The sequence below is a fragment of the Diaphorobacter sp. B2A2W2 genome, from assembly GCF_056730635.1.
Window position 1 is genome coordinate 75,919 of record NZ_JBWZOR010000012.1, and the last position, 19,139, is coordinate 95,057.

General features: G+C 69.4%; 21 protein-coding genes. 5 read left to right on the forward strand and 16 right to left on the reverse strand.

The genetic code is table 11. The features are described 5' to 3' along the window. Nucleotides 1-8: 8 nt before the first annotated feature. The 5 genes from AC1PPL_RS17155 to radA all read right to left on the reverse strand — a co-directional run bounded on the left by AC1PPL_RS17155 (nt 9) and on the right by radA (nt 4,507). On the reverse strand, nt 9-1,316 hold the full coding sequence (locus tag AC1PPL_RS17155) for an O-antigen ligase family protein (RefSeq protein ID WP_454536393.1): 1,308 nt from the start codon (nt 1,314-1,316) through the stop codon (nt 9-11). 102 nt (nt 1,317-1,418) lie between these two features. Next, on the reverse strand, nt 1,419-1,625 hold the full coding sequence (locus AC1PPL_RS17160; RefSeq protein WP_088887884.1) for a zinc-finger domain-containing protein: 207 nt from the start codon (nt 1,623-1,625) through the stop codon (nt 1,419-1,421). A gap of 4 nt (nt 1,626-1,629) precedes the next feature. Then, complete coding sequence (locus tag AC1PPL_RS17165; protein WP_047350207.1) at nt 1,630-2,568, reverse strand: branched-chain amino acid transaminase; 939 nt, start codon at nt 2,566-2,568, stop codon at nt 1,630-1,632. A 46-nt stretch (nt 2,569-2,614) separates the two neighbouring features. Further along, nucleotides 2,615-3,055: a hypothetical protein gene (locus AC1PPL_RS17170; protein WP_011803650.1), complete on the reverse strand. Its 441-nt coding sequence runs from the start codon at nt 3,053-3,055 to the stop codon at nt 2,615-2,617. A 69-nt stretch (nt 3,056-3,124) separates the two neighbouring features. Beyond that, nucleotides 3,125-4,507: a DNA repair protein RadA gene (gene radA / locus AC1PPL_RS17175; RefSeq protein WP_011803649.1), complete on the reverse strand. Its 1,383-nt coding sequence runs from the start codon at nt 4,505-4,507 to the stop codon at nt 3,125-3,127. A 109-nt stretch (nt 4,508-4,616) separates the two neighbouring features. Here radA and AC1PPL_RS17180 point away from each other — a divergent pair, with 109 nt between their 5' ends. Together AC1PPL_RS17180 and AC1PPL_RS17185 are read left to right on the forward strand one after the other, a co-directional pair. After that, complete coding sequence (locus AC1PPL_RS17180; RefSeq protein ID WP_012655300.1) at nt 4,617-4,799, forward strand: hypothetical protein; 183 nt, start codon at nt 4,617-4,619, stop codon at nt 4,797-4,799. A 148-nt stretch (nt 4,800-4,947) separates the two neighbouring features. Then, the gene (locus AC1PPL_RS17185; protein WP_088887887.1) at nt 4,948-5,562 is read left to right on the forward strand and encodes a glutathione S-transferase family protein; all 615 of its coding nucleotides are present in this window, start codon (nt 4,948-4,950) and stop codon (nt 5,560-5,562) included. A gap of 105 nt (nt 5,563-5,667) precedes the next feature. Here the strand turns inward: AC1PPL_RS17185 and AC1PPL_RS17190 are convergent, their stop codons facing one another. The 3 genes from AC1PPL_RS17190 to alr form a co-directional block, all read right to left on the reverse strand. Further along, complete coding sequence (locus AC1PPL_RS17190) at nt 5,668-6,687, reverse strand: cytochrome-c peroxidase (RefSeq protein WP_103736850.1); 1,020 nt, start codon at nt 6,685-6,687, stop codon at nt 5,668-5,670. 236 nt (nt 6,688-6,923) lie between these two features. Next, nucleotides 6,924-7,757 (reverse strand): hypothetical protein, encoded by an 834-nt coding sequence (locus AC1PPL_RS17195; protein WP_479973757.1) that lies wholly within the window; start codon nt 7,755-7,757, stop codon nt 6,924-6,926. Between the two features lie 8 nt (nt 7,758-7,765). Then, nucleotides 7,766-8,863 carry an alanine racemase gene (gene alr, locus AC1PPL_RS17200; protein WP_313145549.1) on the reverse strand — a complete coding sequence of 366 codons (1,098 nt, stop codon included), beginning with the start codon at nt 8,861-8,863 and terminating at the stop codon, nt 7,766-7,768. A gap of 140 nt (nt 8,864-9,003) precedes the next feature. Here alr and lplT point away from each other — a divergent pair, with 140 nt between their 5' ends. From lplT to AC1PPL_RS17215, 3 genes are all read left to right on the forward strand, one after another. After that, nucleotides 9,004-10,281 (forward strand): lysophospholipid transporter LplT, encoded by a 1,278-nt coding sequence (gene lplT / locus AC1PPL_RS17205; RefSeq protein ID WP_479973758.1) that lies wholly within the window; start codon nt 9,004-9,006, stop codon nt 10,279-10,281. A 151-nt stretch (nt 10,282-10,432) separates the two neighbouring features. Then, nucleotides 10,433-11,374 (forward strand): DMT family transporter, encoded by a 942-nt coding sequence (locus tag AC1PPL_RS17210; protein ID WP_088887892.1) that lies wholly within the window; start codon nt 10,433-10,435, stop codon nt 11,372-11,374. Continuing rightward, on the forward strand, nt 11,371-11,856 hold the full coding sequence (locus AC1PPL_RS17215; protein ID WP_479973759.1) for a glutathione peroxidase: 486 nt from the start codon (nt 11,371-11,373) through the stop codon (nt 11,854-11,856). Before AC1PPL_RS17210 ends, AC1PPL_RS17215 begins: the two co-directional genes overlap by 4 nt. 262 nt (nt 11,857-12,118) lie before the next feature. On the opposite strand, the gene AC1PPL_RS17220 is transcribed toward AC1PPL_RS17215, so the two are convergent. The 8 genes from AC1PPL_RS17220 to AC1PPL_RS17255 form a co-directional block, all read right to left on the reverse strand. Then, a complete protein-coding gene (locus AC1PPL_RS17220; protein WP_012655293.1) occupies nt 12,119-12,847 on the reverse strand; it encodes a helix-turn-helix transcriptional regulator in 729 nt (242 codons plus the stop codon). Nucleotides 12,848-12,924: 77 nt separating this feature from the next. Continuing rightward, nucleotides 12,925-13,395 (reverse strand): GyrI-like domain-containing protein, encoded by a 471-nt coding sequence (locus tag AC1PPL_RS17225; RefSeq protein ID WP_012655292.1) that lies wholly within the window; start codon nt 13,393-13,395, stop codon nt 12,925-12,927. A gap of 92 nt (nt 13,396-13,487) precedes the next feature. Beyond that, complete coding sequence (locus AC1PPL_RS17230; protein ID WP_479973760.1) at nt 13,488-13,877, reverse strand: VOC family protein; 390 nt, start codon at nt 13,875-13,877, stop codon at nt 13,488-13,490. A 98-nt stretch (nt 13,878-13,975) separates the two neighbouring features. Further along, nucleotides 13,976-14,845 (reverse strand): ProQ/FINO family protein, encoded by an 870-nt coding sequence (locus tag AC1PPL_RS17235; RefSeq protein ID WP_479973761.1) that lies wholly within the window; start codon nt 14,843-14,845, stop codon nt 13,976-13,978. A 61-nt stretch (nt 14,846-14,906) separates the two neighbouring features. Beyond that, on the reverse strand, nt 14,907-16,145 hold the full coding sequence (glcF, locus tag AC1PPL_RS17240; RefSeq protein WP_088887896.1) for a glycolate oxidase subunit GlcF: 1,239 nt from the start codon (nt 16,143-16,145) through the stop codon (nt 14,907-14,909). A gap of 26 nt (nt 16,146-16,171) precedes the next feature. Beyond that, nucleotides 16,172-16,969 (reverse strand): YoaK family protein, encoded by a 798-nt coding sequence (locus tag AC1PPL_RS17245; RefSeq protein ID WP_088887897.1) that lies wholly within the window; start codon nt 16,967-16,969, stop codon nt 16,172-16,174. Nucleotides 16,970-16,971: 2 nt separating this feature from the next. Continuing rightward, complete coding sequence (gene glcE, locus AC1PPL_RS17250) at nt 16,972-18,081, reverse strand: glycolate oxidase subunit GlcE (protein ID WP_012655287.1); 1,110 nt, start codon at nt 18,079-18,081, stop codon at nt 16,972-16,974. 103 nt (nt 18,082-18,184) lie between these two features. Further along, nucleotides 18,185-19,135 carry an SMP-30/gluconolactonase/LRE family protein gene (locus AC1PPL_RS17255; protein ID WP_479973762.1) on the reverse strand — a complete coding sequence of 317 codons (951 nt, stop codon included), beginning with the start codon at nt 19,133-19,135 and terminating at the stop codon, nt 18,185-18,187. Nucleotides 19,136-19,139 lie beyond the last annotated feature (4 nt).

The following is a 19,139-nucleotide window of genomic DNA, read 5'->3' on the forward strand; positions in this document are numbered from 1 at the left end:
GCGTGGCCTTATGCCGCAGCCGCAGCGGATCCCTTGCCCGCGTACAGCGCGTCCATGCCGCGCACCGCCGACCAGGTGGTCATCACCATGAACAGGTAGAACATGATCCCGCTGTTGTGTGCAAAGAAGACCTGCGTCATTCCGAATCCCGCGTACAGCAACGGAATGCACACGCCCGCCATGCGCAGCGCCAGCACCTGCGCACGCACCTCGGCCGCTTGCCCCGCGTAGGCGGCCATGCGCGCGCGGGTGGGCCAGAACATGCCCAGCGGCACCGCATAGAACAGCAGCAGCAACAGCACGCCCACAAGGCCCGCCTTGATGAACATATCCAGGGGTTCGTTGTGGGTGTAGATGTACTCAAGGATGGAGGGCTCGTACTGCCCCGCCGCCACCCGCTTTTCCTTTTCGGCCAGATAGCCGCGCATGCCCCAGCCGAGGAGAGGCTTCTCCAGCCCCACCTCCCAGGCAAAGCGCCAGTGCTCCAGCCGCTGACCCACGGAGGTGTCAGCCGCGCGTTCGGTGCCGTAGATCAGCACTTCCTGCTCCATGATGTCCCAGCGCTCTGCCAGCACCGCATGATTGGCTGCGCCCAGCACCAGCAGCGCAATGGCAGCACCCGCCAGGGTGCGCCACAGTTCGCGGCAGAAAAAGCGCCACAGCAGATACAGACCCCACGGCGCCGCCAGCAACAGCGCCAGCCAGCCGCCACGCGACTGTGAGAGAACAGAAGCGTTGAATGCCAACAGCACGGCGATACATGCCAGTGCTACATCCCGACGGTTGAGATGCTCGCGCAACGCAATGGTCTGCACGGCCAGCATGGTGCCCAGCAAGAGTGCCAGATTGCCCCACTGAATGGCATTGGTCCTGCCTGTCGGGAAGCCCGAGGCACGCGGAGCCCCTTCCACGCACACCTGCCACAGCGCGACGGCGCCGGCGCCCGCACAACCTGCCACCAACCCCCAGAACTGGGCGCGCGGCCGAGGCCCTACAGGGCTCACAAACAACAGGCAGGCAATACCCAGAGCGAATTTGGACGGCCGGTCCCATCCTCCCAGTCCCTCCAGGGGATTGGCCAATACCAACCAGAGGATGCCCATGCCGAGCATGATGGCCGCAAAGCTCCAGGTCCAGCGATCCTGCGGCAGGCGAGGCCAGCGGTGCGCAGAGCACAACGCACCAACCAGCAGCAGCACGGCGCCATAGGAGTAGCCTGACTGCACCGTCAACGCCAGCGCAGGCAGCAGGAACAAGGCCGCCGTGGCGACCCGGCGAGGCCAGGGGCCTGGGCCCAGAAGGTTTTCAAGGGTCATGAACAGTACGCAGCCCAGAGCCTGCGGATCAGCCCTGCAGTGATCAACGCACCACCGCCAACGCGACGGGGGTGCCAACACAGGCGTGGCGCGAACGCCGCATCAATGCCCGGCGTGGACAACCTCGCCCGCCTTCAGGCGGTACACGGTGCCGCAGTAGGGGCACTTGGCCTCGCCCGTGTGGGCCACGTCCAGGTAGACCTTGGGGTGGCTGTTCCAGAGCTTCATGTCGGCCTTGGGGCTCGGGCAATACACGCCGCCCTGGAGGTTGAGATCCTTGGCCAGCAGTTCAACGATGGCTTGTGACATGGGTTCAGACCTTGGTGAGCCAGTGGGCGTACTTGGGATTGCGGCCGTTCACGATGTCGAAGAAGGCCGATTGGATCTTCTCGGTCAGCGGGCCGCGGCTGCCGCTGCCGATCTGCACGCGGTCCAGTTCGCGGATCGGGGTGATCTCGGCGGCCGTGCCGCTGAAGAAGGCCTCGTCGGCGATGTACACCTCGTCGCGCGTGATGCGCTTTTGCACCAGCTCCAGCCCCAGGTCCTTGCAGATGTGGAACACGGTGTTGCGCGTGATGCCGTTGAGCGCGCCGGCCGACAGGTCGGGGGTGTACACCACGCCGTCCTTGATGATGAACACGTTCTCGCCCGAGCCTTCGGACACGAAGCCAGCGCTGTCCAGCAGCAGGGCTTCGTCGTAGCCATCGTCGGTGGCCTCCATGTTGGCCAGGATGGAGTTGGTGTAGTTGCTCGACGCCTTGGCCTGCGTCATGGTGATGTTGACGTGGTGGCGCGTGAAGCTGCTGGTCTTCACGCGGATGCCGCGTTGCATGCCTTCCTCGCCCAGGTACGCGCCCCAGGCCCAGGCGGCGACGATCAGGTGAATCTTGTTGCCCTTGGGCGAGACGCCCAGTTTTTCCGAGCCGATCCACGTCAGGGGACGCAGGTAGCAGGATTCGAGCTGGTTTTCGCGCACCACGGCCTTCTGTGCCTCATTCACCTCGTCCTTGGTGAAGGGGATCGTCATGCGCAGGATCTTGGCGCTGTTGAACAGGCGGTTGGTGTGCTCTTCCAGGCGGAAGATGGCCGTGCCCTGCTCCGTCTTGTAGGCGCGCACGCCTTCGAAGGCGCCGCAGCCGTAGTGCAGCGAATGGGTCAGCACGTGGATCTTGGCGTCGCGCCAATCCACCATCTGGCCATCCATCCAGATCTTGCCGTCACGGTCGGCCATGGAGGGAACAACGGGGCTCATGGAGATCCTTTTCGAGAGAACTGCGTGGGTCGCAAAGCACGCAATTCTACGATTGGCCCGCCGGGTTGGCGGCGGCAGGCGGGCCGGCGTCCTCCTGCGGGGCGGGTCGCACCAGTTCCCAGCGCACCAGGCGGCCGTTGACGAACTCGCAGGTCACGTGCGACTGCGTGCCGTCGGTCCAGCGGTAGAGCTCGGGCTGCTGGCCGTCCGCCGACAGCTGCTGGCCCAGCGCGCGCGTCATGGCGACCACGTGCAGCAGGTTCACACCGGCTTTCAGCTTGGCATTGAGCATTACCGCGCTGCCCACGTAGCCGATCGGGTGGTTACGCGCCTTCTGCATCACGTTCATGAGCCGCGTGTAATGCAGCAGCCCCCACATGACCAGCCCTCCGCTCACGGTGAGGATGCCCTGCGGGCCATAGGCGCGGTAGGCGGCGATGACCAGGACGACGATGCCCGCTGGGATCAATATCTTGCGCAGATTCATGGCCGCATTGTCCTACGCAGCACCACCAGCGCCGCTGTGGAAGCTGCGTAGCCCCTGCGACACGACGCGTCAGTCCAGCCCGCGCACGGCAGTCATGGCCTCGTCCACGCGCTCCACTGCGTGGATCTCCAGCCCGGCGATCGGCTTCTTGGGCGCATTGGCTTTGGGCACCACGGCCACCGTGAAGCCCAGCTTGGCGGCTTCCTTCAGGCGCTCCTGGCCACGCGGTGCGGGGCGCACCTCGCCAGCCAGGCCCACCTCGCCAAACGCGATGAAGCCCTTGGGCAACGCCTTGCCGCGCAGGCTGCTGGTGATGGCCAGCATCACGGCCAGGTCGGCCGCGGGTTCGCTGATGCGCACGCCCCCTACGGCATTGACGAATACGTCCTGGTCGGCGCAGGCCACGCCCGCGTGGCGGTGCAGCACGGCCAGCAGCATGGCCAGGCGGTCGCGCTCCAGGCCCACCGACAGGCGCCGCGGGCTGGGCCCACCGCCGTCCACCAGCGCCTGGATCTCCACCAGCATGGGCCGCGTGCCCTCCAGCGTGACCAGCACGCAGCTGCCGGGCACCGGCTCGCTGTGCTGGCTCAAAAAAATGGCACTGGGGTTCGCCACGCCCTTGAGGCCCTTCTCGGTCATGGCGAACACGCCGATCTCGTTCACGGCGCCAAAGCGGTTCTTGATGGCGCGCACCAGACGGAAGCTGCTGTGCGTGTCGCCCTCGAAGTACAGCACCGTGTCCACCATGTGCTCCAGCACGCGCGGGCCGGCCAGCGCACCCTCCTTGGTCACGTGGCCCACCAGGATGACGGCGATGCCCGTGGCCTTGGCCATGCGCGTGAGGTGGGCTGCGCACTCGCGCACCTGGGCCACCGAGCCCGGGGCGCTGGTGAGCTGGTCAGAATAGACGGTCTGGATGGAATCGATGACGCACACCGCGGGCTGCGTGGCCTCCACGGTGGCGAGGATTTTTTCGAGTTGGATCTCGGCCAACACGTTCACCTGGCTCGCATCCAGCCCCAGCCGGCGCGAACGCAACGCCACCTGCGCGCCGCTCTCCTCGCCCGTCACGTACAGCGTGGGCAGGCCCGCGCGCTGCAGCGCGTCCATCGCCTGCAAGAGCAGCGTGGACTTGCCGATGCCCGGGTCGCCGCCGATGAGCACCACCCCGCCCTCGACCACGCCACCGCCCAGCACGCGGTCCAGTTCCTCGATGCCGCTCGCCGTGCGCGCCACCTCGGTCGCCTCGATGGCGGCCAGCGGCATCACCGCCTGCGCCTGGGCCAGGCCCGCGTACTGGCCGGCCCCGCTCAGGCGGTTCTTGCCCGGTCCGGCGTCGGGCACGGATTCGATCAGGGTGTTCCACGCACCGCAGGAGGGGCATTTGCCCAGCCAGCGCGGACTGGTGCCACCGCATTCGGTGCAGGAGAAGATGGTTTTTTCTTTGGCCATGGTGGCAGGACGCAACGTAGGCCGGCGGTGGGCCGGCGCGGGGGATCTGTCCTATCCTAACGGGCAGTGCCGCCCCGCCGGGCGAACACCGACTCAGGAAGGACCCGCCATGCCCCTGCCGACACTTCGCCCCCTGGCCGCGCCGCTGCTGACCGCCTGCGCACTGGCGCTGGCCGCGTGCGACAAGAAGCCCGCCGATCCGCCGCACCTGCCCTCGGTACCCGCCGTGCCCAAGCCCTCGGCGCCCGCCGCGCCCCTGCCCGGCGCGCAGCCGGCCAGCGTGGGCTCCTGAGTTTCCTGGCGCATCAAAAAAAGGAGCTGCCAGCGCTTGCCACAAGCCACATTCAGGTACTTATTGCATCGAAATGGACTGGAACTGAGCGCAAGCCGCTCCTCTTTTTATAGATACGATCATCCATCCTCGATCACGCCCGCCGTCCATGACCTCTCTCACCCTCTACTTCACCCCCGGTACCTGCGCACAGGCCGTGCGCATCGCGCTGGAGGAAGCGCAAGCGCCCTATACCCTGGTCCGCGTGGACTTCGCCAGCCAGCAGCAGCGCTCGCCCGAGTACCTCGCGGTCAATCCCAAGGGCCGCGTGCCCGCGCTGGTGACCGAGCACGGAACGCTCACCGAGACCCCCGCCCTGCTGGCCTACGTGGCGCAGCGCTTCGCGGATGCGCGCCTGGCGCCCGCTGACCCCTTCGGCTTCGCGCGCCTGCAGGAATTCCACAGCTACCTGGCCTCCACCGTGCACATCGCCCACGCCCACCGCCCGCGCGCCAGCCGCTGGGCCGACGAGCCCGAGGCCCAGGCCGCCATGCAGCGCAAGGTGCCCGCCAACATGACGGAGTGCTTCACGCTGATCGAGCGCCATTACCTGGGCGACGGCCCGTGGGTGCTGGGCGAGCAGTACTCGGTGGCCGACGGCTACCTCTTCACCGTTGCGGGCTGGCTCAAGAGCGACGGCGTGGACATCGCGCAGTTTCCCAAGGTGCACGCGCACTCCCAGCGCATGGCGCAGCGCCCCGCGGTGCAGCGCGCCCTGGCCTGACGCCCAGGCGGGGCATACCCGCCCCCCAAAAAAAGCCGGCGCCCCTTGCGAGGCCCCGGCCTGTAAAGGCCCGCAAGCGGGCCGGCTTTCATCCGTGACGGCGCATCAGTCGAAGGGCTGGGGGCGCTTGGTCGCATCGCTGGAGGGCGGCAGGATCGGCAGGGCGATCTGCGGCTGATCGCCCGTGAGCGTCTTGAGGAAGGCCACGATGTCGGCGTTCTCCTGCGCGGTGAACTTCTTGCCCAACTGGATGCGGCCCATGGTGTCCACGGCCTCGGCCAGCGTGTCGGCAGCGCCGTCGTGGAAGTAGGGGTAGGTCAGTTCCACGTTGCGCAGCGTGGGCACCTTGAAGTTGAAGCGCTCGGCGTCGTTGCCCGTGACGGCGGAGCGGCCCTCGGCCGGGTTGTCCGTCTTGTATGCCTCGACCAGGCCCATCTTCTGGAAGGAGTTGCCGCCCAGGTTGGGGCCGTTGTGGCAGGCCACGCAGCCGCTGGTCTTGAAGAGCTGGTAGCCGCGCAGTTCCTGCGCCGTGATGGCCTTCTTGTCGCCCTTGAGCCATTGGTCGAAGCGCGCGTTGGGAGTCACCAGCGTTTCCTCGAACGCGGCGATGGCGGCCGTCACCTCGTCGATGGTGAGCTTGTCATGCCCGAAGACCCGTTTGAACTCCGCCACGTACTGGGGAATGGAGCGCAGCATGTCTACCGCGAGGTCATGCGAGAAGGCCATCTCGCCCGGGTTGGCGATAGGACCGCCCGCCTGCTCTTTCAGGTCCTTCGCGCGGCCGTCCCAGAACTGGGCCAGGTTGAGGCTGGAGTTCAACACCGTGGGCGAGTTGATCGGGCCTTTCTGCCATTTGTCGCCGATGGAGGTCTTGAGGTTGTCCGAGCCGCCCATGCTCAGGTTGTGGCACGAGTTGCACGAGATGAAGCCCGAGCGCGACAGGCGCGGATCGAACCACAGCTTCTTGCCCAGCGTGACCTGGGCGGGGTTGGTCACCTTGTGGGGCGCGATGGGCTGCACGGGCTCCTGTGCGCCGGCGCTGCCCATGGACAGCAGGGCCGCAGCCGAGACGATGCCCAGGAAGAACCGCGCGGCGGGACGGGAGGAGGGGGACTGGCTTTGCATAGGGGACTCCACTTCTTGTTCAGCGAACGTTCAAAGCGCTGCACGCCCGAGCACCCGGGGCGCCCTGCGGGCCGCACAGCAGGTGTTCGCTGTGAGAGTCATTCTTCGGGAAGACCCTGGGTAATGGCTTGATGCAAAACAAAGCCAAAAACATTTTCAGCAAAATGGTCTTTCAGCAGCCCAGCGCCATCACCAAGGCATGCCGCGTGGGCCGCAGGGCCCCGCCAGAGGCAAGGTCAACGGCCCCGCAGCAGTTGCACCGCGTGTGGCAGCGAGCGCGCCTGCGGCAGCCAATGGTCCAGCGCCGCGCCCAGGGCCACCGCGCACAGCAGGGCGCCAAGCAAGGGCTTGCCCGTCAGGCGCCAGGCCGCGCCAAGCCAGCCCGCGCGCTCCGCGCCCATCAGCGCCCGTGCCGAGGCCACGGAGAACGCCAGTTCGACGGCCACGGCCAGCAGCACCTCGCTGCCAAAGTACAGCCACGCCAGCGCACCCGCACCCCCCAGCAGCGCCACGCCCACAACGAAGATCGCCACCACCGGCACGACCACCACGGCGGCTTCGTCGGCGCTTCCCGCGGCCTCCAGCACGCCCGAGGCCGCGTCGCCCAGATCACCGCCCCATCCGGTGCCGCCAGCGCCATCTGCGGCCGGCGCGTCCCACTGCCCAGTCGCGCCCGCCCCGCCAAAGTCGCCGCCACCGCCGTGCAAGGGTGGCGTGGTGCCCTGCGGCCCCGGGCCGGCGGGCCAGCCCGCATCGGGTAGCAGGTCCAGCCCGTCGGGCGCATCGCCCGCATCGCTGCGCCGGCGCAGCAGCCATGCGGCCCACAGGCGCAGCACCAACAGATAGACCCCATATCCCACGCCCAGCGTGACCAGGTAGCGCAGCGCCAGCGACGGCACGCCCAGCGCCATCTGCGCATGGGACACCGCCCACATCACACCCAGGATCAGACTGCCGATGCACCAGCCGTGCAGCCGCAGGGCATGGCGCTGGCGCAGGCCCTCCTGCAGCCGCTGCGGCAGGCGCATGCCGCGCCACGAGGCGCCCGTGCGGCCGCGCACCCGGACCATGGAGGGAATCAGTCCTGCACCACCACGGGCACGCGCGGTGCCAGCGCGCACATCAGCTCGTAGCCGATGGTGCCGCCCGCTTGCGCTACCTCATCGATGGGCAGCACGGCGCCGTTGGCGGCGCGGCCCCAGAGCGTGACCTCGGCCCCCAGCCCCGCGCCGGGCACGGGCGTGAGGTCCACGGCCAGCATGTCCATGCTCACGCGCCCGATGGTGCGCGTGCGCACCCCGTTCACCAGCACGGGCGTGCCGGTATCGCAGTGGCGTGGATAGCCGTCGGCATAGCCGCAGGCCACGACACCGATGCCCAGCGGCCCCTGCGCCGTGAAGCGCGAGCCGTAGCCCACGGTGTCGCCCGCCTGCAGCTGCTGCACGCCGATGATGCGCGAAGCCAGCGTCATGGTGGGCTGCAGGTCCCAGTCGGCCGCGCGGCGCTCGGGATGGTCGGGTGCGCTGCCGTACAGCACGATGCCCGCGCGCACCCAGTCCAGCCGCACCTGCGCATCACCGCCGTGGCGCAGCAGCGCGGCGCTGTTGGCGATGCAGCGCTCGCCCGGCAGGTCCTGCGTGGCGGCCTGGAACGCCTGCACCTGGTGCGCGATGCCGCGCGGGCCGTCGGCGTCGCTGAAGTGGGTCATGCACGAGATCTCGTCCACCTGGGGCAGCGCGTTCAGGCGCGCCCAGGCGCTGCGGTAGCGCTCGGGTGTGAAGCCCAGGCGGTTCATGCCGGAATTCATCTTGAGGAACACGCGGTGCGGCACCTGCGTCTTGTGCGCGGCCAGCCAGTCGATCTGCGCATCGCAGTGCACGGCATGCCACAGGCCCAGGCGCGAGCACAGCTCCAGGTCGCGCGGCTCGAACACGCCCTCCAGCAGCAGGATCGGGCCGCGCCAGCCGAGAGCGCGCACGCGCTCGGCCTCGGCCAGGTCCAGCAAAGCGAAACCGTCGGCGGCGCGCAGGCCTTCGAACACGCGCTCGATGCCGTGGCCGTAGGCATTGGCCTTGACCACCGCCCACACGCGCGCATCGGGCGCGGCACGGCGCGCGCGCTCCAGGTTGTGGTGCACGGCTGCGGGGTGGATGGTCGCAAGAATGGGGCGCGGCATGGGGGTGTTTCTACGGACTGGACGGGGGCCATTCTGGCACTGGGCGCGCAGGGTCGCGTGATATAACCGCCCGTCGCTCCTCGGAGTGTTTCGAATTTTCACAGGCCATCATTCCCGCTGATGGAGCCACCATCCACCCGATGAAGCGCGGTTTCTACACCATCATGTCGGCGCAGTTTTTCAGCTCGCTGGCCGACAACGCATTGTTCGTGACCGCGGTGGAACTGCTGCGTACCAGTGGCGCGCCGGAGTGGCAGCGCGCGGCGCTGGTGCCCATGTTCGCGTTGTTCTACGTGGTGCTGGCGCCGTGGGTGGGCGCATTCGCCGATTCCATGCCCAAGGGGCGGGTGATGTTCATCAGCAATGCCATCAAGGTGGTGGGCTGCCTGATGATGCTGTTTGGCCACCACCCGCTGCTGGCCTACGCCGTGGTGGGGCTGGGCGCGGCGGCGTATTCGCCAGCCAAGTACGGCATCCTCACCGAGCTGCTGCCCGCGTCGCAGCTGGTCAAGGCCAACGGCTGGATCGAGGGGTTGACCATCGCCTCCATCATCCTGGGCGTGCTCGTGGGCGGCCAATTGGTCGCACCCCACATCGCCAGCCATCTGCTGGCGTTGGACATGCCGGGCATCGATCTGGGCATCGACCTCGCGGCCGAGGCCGCCATCCTGGCGCTGGTGCCGGTGTACATGCTGGCAGCGTGGTTCAACCTGCGCATCCCGCACACCGACGTGGAGATGCGCCCCCTGCCGCCCAACCCGCTGGCACTGTTGCCCGACTTCTGGACCTGCAACGGGCGCCTGTGGCGCGACAAGCTCGGGCAGATCTCGCTGTCCACCACCACGCTGTTCTGGGGGGTGTCGGGCAACCTGCGCTACATCGTGCTGGCCTGGAGCGCCGCGGCCCTGGGCTACAGCACCACGCAGGCCTCGGCCCTCGTGGGCGTGGTAGCCATCGGCACGGCCGCGGGCGCGGTGGCGGCGTCCCTGCACATGCGTCTGGACATGGCCACGCGCGTGATCCCGATGGGCATCGCCATGGGCCTGCTGGTGATCCTGATGAATGTCATCAGCAACATCTGGCTGGCCATTCCGTTCCTGATCCTGCTGGGCGGGCTGGGGGGCTTCCTGGTCGTGCCCATGAACGCGCTGCTGCAGCACCGGGGCCACAACCTGATGGGCGCGGGCCGCTCCATTGCCGTGCAAAACTTCAACGAGCAGGCCGCCATCCTGGGCATGGGCGCGTTCTACAGCCTGTCCACCAAGTTCGGGCTGTCGGCCTTCGGTGCCATCACGGCCTTCGGCATGCTGGTGGCGGGCGTGATGTGGCTGATCGGCCGCTGGCACGCGCACAACGTGCGCAGCCATCCCGAGGAAGTGGAGCACCTGCTCTCCATCGCCCGGCACGACCACCACTGAACCGGCGCGTGGGGCTACCCCCGCGCAGCCCCGCGCGCCCGCCGTCGCGCCGGCACAATGCGCCGCAAAGGCTGGGCATCTTCGTGCCTTCACCACTCTGTTTTTGATAGCTACTTGCGCTTGCTAGATAAGCGCTACGGCCACTTTTTGCATGCAATCTCCGCTTCCCGCCCTGGCCTTGCTGTTCAACGCCTTCATCTGGGGACTGTCCTGGTGGCCGTTCCGGCAGATGCACGGCGCGGGACTGCACCCGCTGTGGGCCACGGCGCTCATGTATGGGGCCATCCTCCTTGTGCTGCTGGCGCTGCGGCCGGGCATTTCCGCGCAGCTGCGGCAGCACCGGGCTCTGTGGTTGCTGGCGCTGTGCTCGGGCCTGAACAATGTGGCCTTCAACTGGGCCATCACCATTGGCGACGTGGTCCGCGTGATCCTGCTGTTCTATCTGATGCCAGCCTGGAGCGTGCTGCTGGCCTGGCGCTTCCTGGGCGAGCGGCCCACGCCGCAGGCGCTGGCGCGGCTGCTGCTGGCCTTCAGCGGCGTGCTGCTGGTGCTGTGGCCCGCCGAGGGCGGCCTGCCGCGCCTGCTCGCCGCCCTGACGCTGGCCGATCTGCTCGCGATCCTCGGCGGCTTCACGTTCGCCGTGACCAACGTCACCCTGCGCCGCCTGCACGCCGTCCCGGGCCAGGCGCGCATGGTCGCCATGTTCGGCGGCTGCATGCTCATGGCGCTGCTGGCGGCCCAGCTGGGCCGATCCCTGGGCCTGGTGCCGCCCTTTCCACCGCTGAACGCCACCTGGGCCTGGGTGGCGGCGCTTCTGGCGGTCGTGCTGCTGATCGGCAACTGGGCGCTGCAGTTTGGCGCCGCGCGCCTGGCTGCAGGAACGACGGCGATCATCATGCTGTCGGAGGTGGTGTTCGCCAGCGGCTCCTCGACCCTGCTGGGCGCGGCACAGCTGACGGGCGGGACCCTCTCCGGCGGCGCGCTGATCCTGCTGGCGGCCGGCTGGTCGGTCTGGCGGCCACGGGCGCATGCAGCAGGCACACCCCATGCCCCCAGTGATAAGGTGACGGACACACGACCGGAGGCCCCATGACCACTGCGTATGACTTCGACGCGACACGCATCGACGGCGCGCCCCAGCCACTGAGCGACTTCCGCGGTCAGGTGCTGCTCATCGTCAACACCGCCAGCGCCTGCGGCTTCACGCCGCAGTTCGCCGGCCTGCAGGCGCTACACGAACGTTATGGGCCGCGCGGGCTGGTAGTGCTGGGCTTTCCGTGCAATCAGTTCGGCCACCAGGACCCGGGCAGCAACGACGCCATCGCGGGCTTTTGCCAGCGCAACTATGGCGTGCAGTTTCCCATGATGTCCAAGATCGACGTCAACGGCAGCGACGCGCACCCGCTGTACCGCTGGCTCACCGCCGAAGCGCCCGGCGTGCTGGGCACCAAGGCGATCAAGTGGAACTTCACCAAGTTCCTGGTCGGTCGGGACGGCCAGGTGATCCGCCGCTACGCGCCGCAGGAGGCTCCCGAGAAGCTCACGGTCGACATCGAGGCAGCGCTGGCGGCCTGACGCCAAGCGGTTTTCACAAGCGGCCCGGCGCGACATACACGCTCCACAAAGGCCGCGGCAAGTACAGCCCCGATACCGGCCTCCGGGCCTGCCAAGACCAGCCAAGGCAGCAAGCGGGCCACGGCCCGCGGTTCTCACCGTGCCATGCTGCGTGGGTACGCCGTGGGGCAGGTTTGCAGCGCGTGCAGGCCCGGCGCTGGACTGCGGCCGGCGGTCAGGACGGCCCATGGCAATCCATCCCCGCAGCGGAGGAGCAAAAAGGTCAGGAGGAGAACGCGGCGCCGTCCAGCCCCTCGGCCGGGCAGTCACGCATCCGGGCCTCGACCTGGCGCAGCAGGTCGGCCAGGGTCTTGCCGGGTTCCTGGCGGAAGCGCTCGTCCAGCACCTCGAAGGCCGCGATGCGGTCGATGCGAAAGCCCCGGAAGTCATCGCGCAGCTCGCACCAGGCCGACAGCGTCCACACCTTGCCCCAGTAGAAGCAGCCCAGCGGCCGCACGCGCCGCAGGCTGGGCCGACCTTGCACGTCGGCGTAGTCAAGCCGCACCACATGGCAGGACTGCACGGCCTCGCGCAGCGCCTGCAGCGCGGCCTGGGCGCGCGTATCCAGCCCAGAGCCCGGCGCGTAGAGCGCTTGCGCCTCGGCCGCCGCGCGCGCGGCGGGCGGCAGCACCGAGAGGATCTTGCCAAGCGCACCCTCGATCTCGCGCGCCATGCCGCCATCGACCCAGGTCTGCGCAAGCCGCGCGGCGGCCACGAGGGCGTTGGCCTCGCCCTGGCTGAACATCAGGGGCGGCAACTCGAAGCCCGCGCCCAGGCGGTAGCCCACGCCGGCCTCGCCTTCAATGGGTATGCCCTGGTGCTGCAGGTCGGCCACGTCGCGGTAAATGGTGCGCAGCGACACTTCCAGCCGCCCGGCGAGAAAGGCGGCCGTGGACAGGCGCCGGCCCCGGATGAGCTGGACGATCTGGAACAGGCGGTCGGCACGGCGCATGGAATCTCAGGCCACGGAAGGAATGGTCCGCATGGTACGGTGCCGGGTGCCAGGCAGGACCGCGCCCGGGCCTGCACTCAGAGCAGCACGCCGATGTGCAGGGCGACGCACTCGGGCCCCTCGTAGCATTCGAAGTCGGTGTCGAAGCGGCGCCGCACCTCGGGATGTTCCTCGAAGTAGCGCCATGCGGCGGCCCAGGCGTCGAGCACCATCTGCGGCATGGGCCCCTCGCAGTGGAACACCAGATAGCTGCCCGGCTGCACCTCGATGCGGGCCGCGCCCACCGGCGGATCGGCCTGCACGGCGGCCGACACGCCGGCCGTCACGTCGAAGGCGCCATGCTGATCGGACTCATAGGCACTGTAGACGCCGTAGAGGCGCCCGTCGGCCCCAGGGCCGGGCAACTGGCGCGCCCAGCTTTCGGTGAAGAATTGGTCCCACAGTGCGCCTATGCGCGCCCGTTCGGGCTGGGCCTCGTCTCGGTTGCAGGTGCGCACGGCAACGCCCGCCACGCTGAACGCCGGCACCTGGACGGTGATTGGGGTCATGGAAATCTCTCCTGAACGGAATCCAAGAACGCGCCGATGCTGCCGCCACCCTGCTGACAACGGGGTGTCAGCAGGCTGTGCGAGTCGGCGCCTCAGCGCGCCATGGCGTGCAGGCCGATGGTGTTGCCCTCGGTATCGCGCACGTGGGCGATGTACCCCATGCCCTGGGGCAGCTGCGTGCAGGCATCCACGACCTGTCCACCAGCAGGCACTACACGGGCCAAAGCCGCCTCCACGCTGGGCTCGCAGTCCAGGTAGATGCGCACGCCCGCGTCAGGCGCCGCGCGGCGCTGCGGGCCCGCCACCAGGCAGCCGCCCGTCGCGGGATCGTCCTTGGAGAACAGGGCCATGGGTTCGCTGCCGAAGTCTTCGCGGCGCATGGGCCGGTCCAGCATGCGCTCGTAAAAGGACTGCGCACGGCCGAGATCGGCGCACGGAATCTCGAACCAGTTGATGGCCTGGCTGGATGAGGGGGTGGTCATGGAGGGGTCCTTGAAAGCAAGTTGCGAAGGACTCCATGCTGCGGGGAAGCTGCTGACAGCGTCGTGTCAGCAGCCTGTCACCACCCCTCGCGCCGCGCTCAGGCGCCCGGTGCGCGGCGCTGGCGTGCCCGCTCGAGCATCTGCGCAGCCTGCCGAGCGGGCAGGCCGTACATGTCGGCAAAGGCCTCGGGGGTCTGGCCGCTGGCCTCGAAGGCACGCAGCAGCGCCTCGGCCTTGGCATCGCGCTCGGCCACCTCGGCAAAGGCTTCATCGAGCAGGGCGTTGGCCTTCTCGTCGCGGCCGCGCACCAGCGCGTCATAGGCCTCGCGCGTGAGGCCGCTGGCCTCGAACGCCTGGGCAATGCGCCGGCGCAGCTTGGCCGTCAGGTCCTCGCCGTCCTGCGGCTTGCGCCGGCGGAACACCTCCAGCAGCGCGTGGTGCACATGCTCGGGCGCCATATCCTCCACGGGCTGGCCCTGCAGGTCGTGCCGCTTCATGCCCTGGGCCACCGCATTCAGATAGCGCGTGGACCGCGTGTGGATGGAGAGGGCGAGCTTGAGCGCGTCCTTGTCGATGGCTTCGCCATGCGCGGCCAGCAGGTCCTGGAAGATGCCGCGCTTGAGCGGCAGGAACTGCGCGCCGAACAAGTGCGGATACCAGCCCGCCAACTGCTCCAGCAGCGGGTGCGTACGGCGGGGTGCACCCGCCGCGGGGCCGCCCTTGGCGCCGGCCTGGGGCGCATCGCCTGCGGCCTGCGCTCCCGGCTCACGCCGCCCCCCCGCGCGGCCACGGCCGCCGCGGCGATTGGCCCTGGGCGCGCGTGCGGCGCCGCTGTCAGCGGCGGTTGCCGGGCTGGCCGACGCGGGGCTCTCCGGTGTCGCATGGCCTTCGGCCGCGGGGACCGCAGCAGCGGTGGGTGGCACGCCTTCGTCGTGGATCGGAGCGGGTGCGTTCACGGTGTCGTTCATGGCTCGAAAGCGCGCGGCCGGGCCCCGAAAGCCCGCCCCGCGCGGCGGTCAAAACCCGCCATCATGCCAGCAATGCAGCGTCCAGCACCTCCACCCAGTGCTTCACGGGAATGCCCGTGCCGCTTTGCAGGTGGGTGATGCAGCCCATGTTGGCCGAGAGGATGGCCGCAGGCGGCTGCTCGGTGAAGGCCTCGCCCAGCGCGCCCAGCTTGCGGTCGCGCAGCTGGTACGACAGTTCCGGGTTGAGCACCGAGTAGGTGCCGGCCGAGCCGCAGCACAGGTGCGACTCGGTGCGCGCCACGCGCAGCTCGAAGCCCAGCGCCGCCAGGTGCCGCTCCACGCCGCCGCGCAGCTTCTGCCCGTGCTGCAGGGTGCAGGGCGGGTGGTAGGCCAGCGGCGCCGCGGGAGGCTGGATGCGCCCGCGCAGACGCTCCACCAGATCGGGCAGCAGTTCCGACAGATCGCGCGTGAGGGCGCTCACCCGCGCCGCCTTCTCGGCGTACTGCGCGTCGTTGCGCAGCAGGTGGCCGTATTCCTTCACGGTGACGCCGCAGCCCGAGGCATTCATGACGATGGCCTCCACCTCGCCGCGTTCCACATAGGGCCACCAGGCGTCGATGTTGGCGCGCATCTGGGCGAGGCCCCCTTCCTGATCGTTCAGGTGGAACTTGACCGCGCCGCAGCAGCCCGCCTCGCGCGCCACCACGGTCTGTATGCCTGCAGCATCCAGCACGCGCGCCGTGGCATTGTTGATGTTGGGCGCCATCGACGGCTGCACGCAGCCCTCCAGCAGCAGCACCTTGCGCGCATGGCTGCGCGTGGGCCAGGCGCCGGCGTCCTGGCGCGGCGGCACCTTGGCGCGCAGGCGCTCGGGCAGCAGGCCGCGCACGGCCTGGCCCACCTTCATTGCCGGGGCAAAGAGCGGCGATGGCAAGCCTTCCTTGAGCATCCAGCGGGCAGCCGCCTCGCCGCGCGGGCGCGGCACCTTTTCCTCGACGATGCGCCGGCCGATGTCCACCAGATGCCCGTACTGCACGCCGCTCGGGCAGGTGCTCTCGCAGTTGCGGCAGGTCAGGCACCGGTCCAGGTGCAACTGCGTCTTGCGCGTGGGCTCGGCCCCTTCCAGCACCTGCTTGATGAGGTAGATGCGCCCGCGCGGTCCGTCCAACTCGTCGCCCAGCAACTGGTAGGTGGGGCAGGTGGCAGTGCAAAAGCCGCAGTGCACGCATTTGCGCAGGATGGCCTCGGCCTCCTGCCCTTCGGGCGTGCCCTGGTACTGGGGTGCGAGCTGGGTCTGCATGGTGTGTCGTGGAGATCGTGGAAGGGTTAGCGGCGCGCGGGTGCGTCTTCGGCGGGTGCGGGAGCGCGGCGCGCGCGCCACAGCTGGGCCAGGCGCTGGCGGTCGGCGGCGAGGGGGGGCAGCGACAGCGCCAGCAGGATGGACGCCAGCGGCACCACCCAGATGAAGCCCACGTACTTGAACCCCGCCGCGCCGACCACGCCGCCGGCGGTGAACATGCCCAGCAGGCTGGCGAACATGCGCAGGCGCGTCTTGTTGGCATGCACCTGCGACTCGCGCGGCGTCCCGCTGCGGTTCCAGTACAGGGCCTTGCCCATCTCGATGCCGAGGTCGGTGACGATGCCCGTCATGTGCGTGGTGCGGATCTGGGCCGAGGACATCTTGGTCACTACCGCGTTCTGCAGCCCCATGATGTAGGCCAGCAGCAGCACCGTGAGCGGCACGGCGAACGGCGTGCGCCAGCCCAGCGTGATGGCCCCCATCAGGCCGAACAGCAGCATCAGCACCGCCTCCAGCAAGAGCGGCAGCGCAAAGCCGCTGCGCAGATGCTGGTGGCGCGCCCAATTGACGAGGATCGCCGTGGAGCCCGCGCCCGACATGAACGCCCACAGCGTGCCGATGGCGCTGAGCACCAGCGTCATGTTGCCCAGCACCAGGTTGTCGGCCACCAGCGAAAGGAAGCCCGTCATGTGCGAGGTGTACATGTGCACGACCAGAAAGCCCCCCGCGTTGATCGCCCCCGCGTTGAACGCCAGCAGCAGGCCCAGCGTGCGGTTGGTGACCGTGGTGCGGTGCCGCCCGGTCAGGTGGCGCAGCAGGCGCATGGCTAGACGAGGCGCCCGGGGTTGAAGATGCCGGCCGGGTCGAACGCCTGCTTGAGCCGCTGGTGGATCGCAGCGAGCGCCGCAGAATTTGCATCAAAAATGGCTCTAGCGCTTATCCCATCTGCGCTAGCAGCTATGAATAGAGAAGCACTGCCCCCCACCTCGGCGGCCAGTGCGTGCAGCGCATCGCCGTGCTGCGGCAGCGCCTGCACCCAGCGCAGACCGCCGTGCCACTCCACCAGCGGCGGCGCCACGCCCGCGGGCAATGCCAGCACGGGCGCGGTCTGGGGAACCGACAGGCGCCACAGCGCATGGTCCGCCGCGCGCGCGGCGAACCAGGGCAGGCGCTGGTCGCGGCAAGCCTGCCAGTCGTCCGGCACGGTGGGAGCGTCTTGCAACTCACCTCCCATGCTGCGGCAGGCGGCCTGCACCGCCGCCTGCGCGCCACGCAGGCGCACGTAGAGCTGGCCGCGGCCCGCATCCTCGACCCAGCAGCTGGCGTTGAGCGGCAGCGGCTGGCCGCCCCAGGCGTTGAGGCGGCGCAACGCCTCGGCCTGGTCGCAGTCAAAGCGCAGCGTGGCCTCGGCCGGCGGCACCGGCAGCACCTTCAGGCTGACCTCGGTGATCACTCCGAGCTGCCCCCAGGCCCCGGCCATGAGGCGCGAGACGTCATAGCCCGCCACGTTCTTCATCACCTGGCCGCCAAAGCGCAGCAGCTCGCCGCGCCCGTTGATGATCTCCACGCCCAGCACGTAGTCGCGCACCGCACCCACGCTGGCGCGCGCCGGCCCCGACAGGCCGGCCGCCACCATGCCCCCCACGGTGCCGCCTTCGGCAAAGCGTGGCGGCTCGAACGGCAGGCTCTGGCCATGGCGCGCGAGCAGCGCCTCCAGCTCTGCCAGCGGCGTGCCGGCGAGCGCGGTGACCACCAGTTCGCTGGGCTCGTAGCTCACGATGCCGGCCAGGGGCCGCATGTCCAGCGGCTCGCCGGCATGCTGCGGCGCGCCCGGGCCATGGAAGTCTTTGGTGCCTCCGCCGCAGATGCGCACGGCGCTGCGGCGGTCTGCGCTGTCGCGCACGCGGTCGATGATCTGGCGAAGGGCTGCGTCCATCCGGCGATGGTACTGCCCTGCCCTTTCGGCCGGCCGTGGCGCAGGTTTGATTTTTTTGAACGCGCGGCGTGAATGGCGCTGGCAGCCATGCGCGCCGCAGGGGTCAGCGCTGGCCGACCTCGCACCAGGCCACGGGCAACCCCGCCACGGCCACGCGGGTGGACAGCACCTGCCCCGACTGAGGCCAGCGCGCCAGCTCATCGGCACTGCGGCCCTTGCGTGCAGAGGTGACGAACAGCGTGTGCCCGTCCGGCCCACCGACGCAGGGCATGGTGGGGCAGGACAGCGGCGTGGGCAGCTCGGCCAGCACCTCGCCGCGCGGCGACAAGCGCAGCACGCGCGCGCCCTCGTACAGCGCGCACCAGTAGGCGCCTTCGACATCCACAGCGGCACCGTCCGGGCGGCCGCCATAGGGGACTGCCTCATCGCGCGTCGCAAAGCGGTGCAACACACGCGGCGCCCCGATAGGCTCCAACTGCGCGTTGCAGTCCCAGGCGCGGATGGTGTGCGAGGGCGTGTCGCTCCAATACAGCGTGCGCCCGTCCGGCGACCAGGCCAGGCCGTTGGCGGTGGCCACGCCGTCCAGCATGCGGCGCACCGTGGGAGCATCGGGACCGCCCTGGTCCCCGCCGCGCAGGTCGATGCAGTACAGCGCAGCGACGGGCTGGCGCGGGCCCTGGGCGGGCTCATGCACCGTGCCCACCCACAGGCGCCCGAGCGCGTCGCACTTGCCGTCGTTGGCACGCTCGGTCGCCGGGTCGATGGGCAAGTGCGCCAGCGTGAGGAGCGGCCCGCCCCAGCGCGGCGCGTGGCAGATGCGGTCGCGCAGCGCCACCACCAGGCCTGCGGGTGTGCCCCCCTGGCGCGCCGGCGCGATGCAGCCGGGCTCGGCCGGCAGGGGCCAGCATTGCGCATCGCTTCCGTGCGCGCCGCTGCGCCACAGCGCGCGGCCGGCGATGTCCACCCAGTACAGACGGGACTCCAGGGGGTGCCAGAAGGGAGATTCGCCGAGTTGCGCAGGCGCGGCGGCCAGGGGCGTCCAGGCAGTGTTCATACAG

Coding starts and splice junctions, on each gene's coding strand:
- AC1PPL_RS17180 (WP_012655300.1), top strand. CDS start 4,617: ATGCCCCTGCCGACACTTCGCCCCCTGGCCGCGCCGCTGCTGACCGCC.
- AC1PPL_RS17245 (WP_088887897.1), bottom strand. CDS start 16,969: ATGCGCCTGCTGCGCCACCTGACCGGGCGGCACCGCACCACGGTCACC.
- AC1PPL_RS17160 (WP_088887884.1), bottom strand. CDS start 1,625: ATGTCACAAGCCATCGTTGAACTGCTGGCCAAGGATCTCAACCTCCAG.
- AC1PPL_RS17235 (WP_479973761.1), bottom strand. CDS start 14,845: ATGAACGACACCGTGAACGCACCCGCTCCGATCCACGACGAAGGCGTG.
- AC1PPL_RS17190 (WP_103736850.1), bottom strand. CDS start 6,687: ATGCAAAGCCAGTCCCCCTCCTCCCGTCCCGCCGCGCGGTTCTTCCTG.
- radA (WP_011803649.1), bottom strand. CDS start 4,507: ATGGCCAAAGAAAAAACCATCTTCTCCTGCACCGAATGCGGTGGCACC.
- AC1PPL_RS17220 (WP_012655293.1), bottom strand. CDS start 12,847: ATGCGCCGTGCCGACCGCCTGTTCCAGATCGTCCAGCTCATCCGGGGC.
- lplT (WP_479973758.1), top strand. CDS start 9,004: ATGAAGCGCGGTTTCTACACCATCATGTCGGCGCAGTTTTTCAGCTCG.
- glcF (WP_088887896.1), bottom strand. CDS start 16,145: ATGCAGACCCAGCTCGCACCCCAGTACCAGGGCACGCCCGAAGGGCAG.
- AC1PPL_RS17210 (WP_088887892.1), top strand. CDS start 10,433: ATGCAATCTCCGCTTCCCGCCCTGGCCTTGCTGTTCAACGCCTTCATC.
- AC1PPL_RS17165 (WP_047350207.1), bottom strand. CDS start 2,568: ATGAGCCCCGTTGTTCCCTCCATGGCCGACCGTGACGGCAAGATCTGG.
- AC1PPL_RS17255 (WP_479973762.1), bottom strand. CDS start 19,135: ATGAACACTGCCTGGACGCCCCTGGCCGCCGCGCCTGCGCAACTCGGC.
- glcE (WP_012655287.1), bottom strand. CDS start 18,081: ATGGACGCAGCCCTTCGCCAGATCATCGACCGCGTGCGCGACAGCGCA.
- AC1PPL_RS17230 (WP_479973760.1), bottom strand. CDS start 13,877: ATGACCACCCCCTCATCCAGCCAGGCCATCAACTGGTTCGAGATTCCG.
- AC1PPL_RS17225 (WP_012655292.1), bottom strand. CDS start 13,395: ATGACCCCAATCACCGTCCAGGTGCCGGCGTTCAGCGTGGCGGGCGTT.
- AC1PPL_RS17215 (WP_479973759.1), top strand. CDS start 11,371: ATGACCACTGCGTATGACTTCGACGCGACACGCATCGACGGCGCGCCC.
- AC1PPL_RS17185 (WP_088887887.1), top strand. CDS start 4,948: ATGACCTCTCTCACCCTCTACTTCACCCCCGGTACCTGCGCACAGGCC.
- alr (WP_313145549.1), bottom strand. CDS start 8,863: ATGCCGCGCCCCATTCTTGCGACCATCCACCCCGCAGCCGTGCACCAC.
- AC1PPL_RS17170 (WP_011803650.1), bottom strand. CDS start 3,055: ATGAATCTGCGCAAGATATTGATCCCAGCGGGCATCGTCGTCCTGGTC.
- AC1PPL_RS17195 (WP_479973757.1), bottom strand. CDS start 7,757: ATGGTCCGGGTGCGCGGCCGCACGGGCGCCTCGTGGCGCGGCATGCGC.
- AC1PPL_RS17155 (WP_454536393.1), bottom strand. CDS start 1,316: ATGACCCTTGAAAACCTTCTGGGCCCAGGCCCCTGGCCTCGCCGGGTC.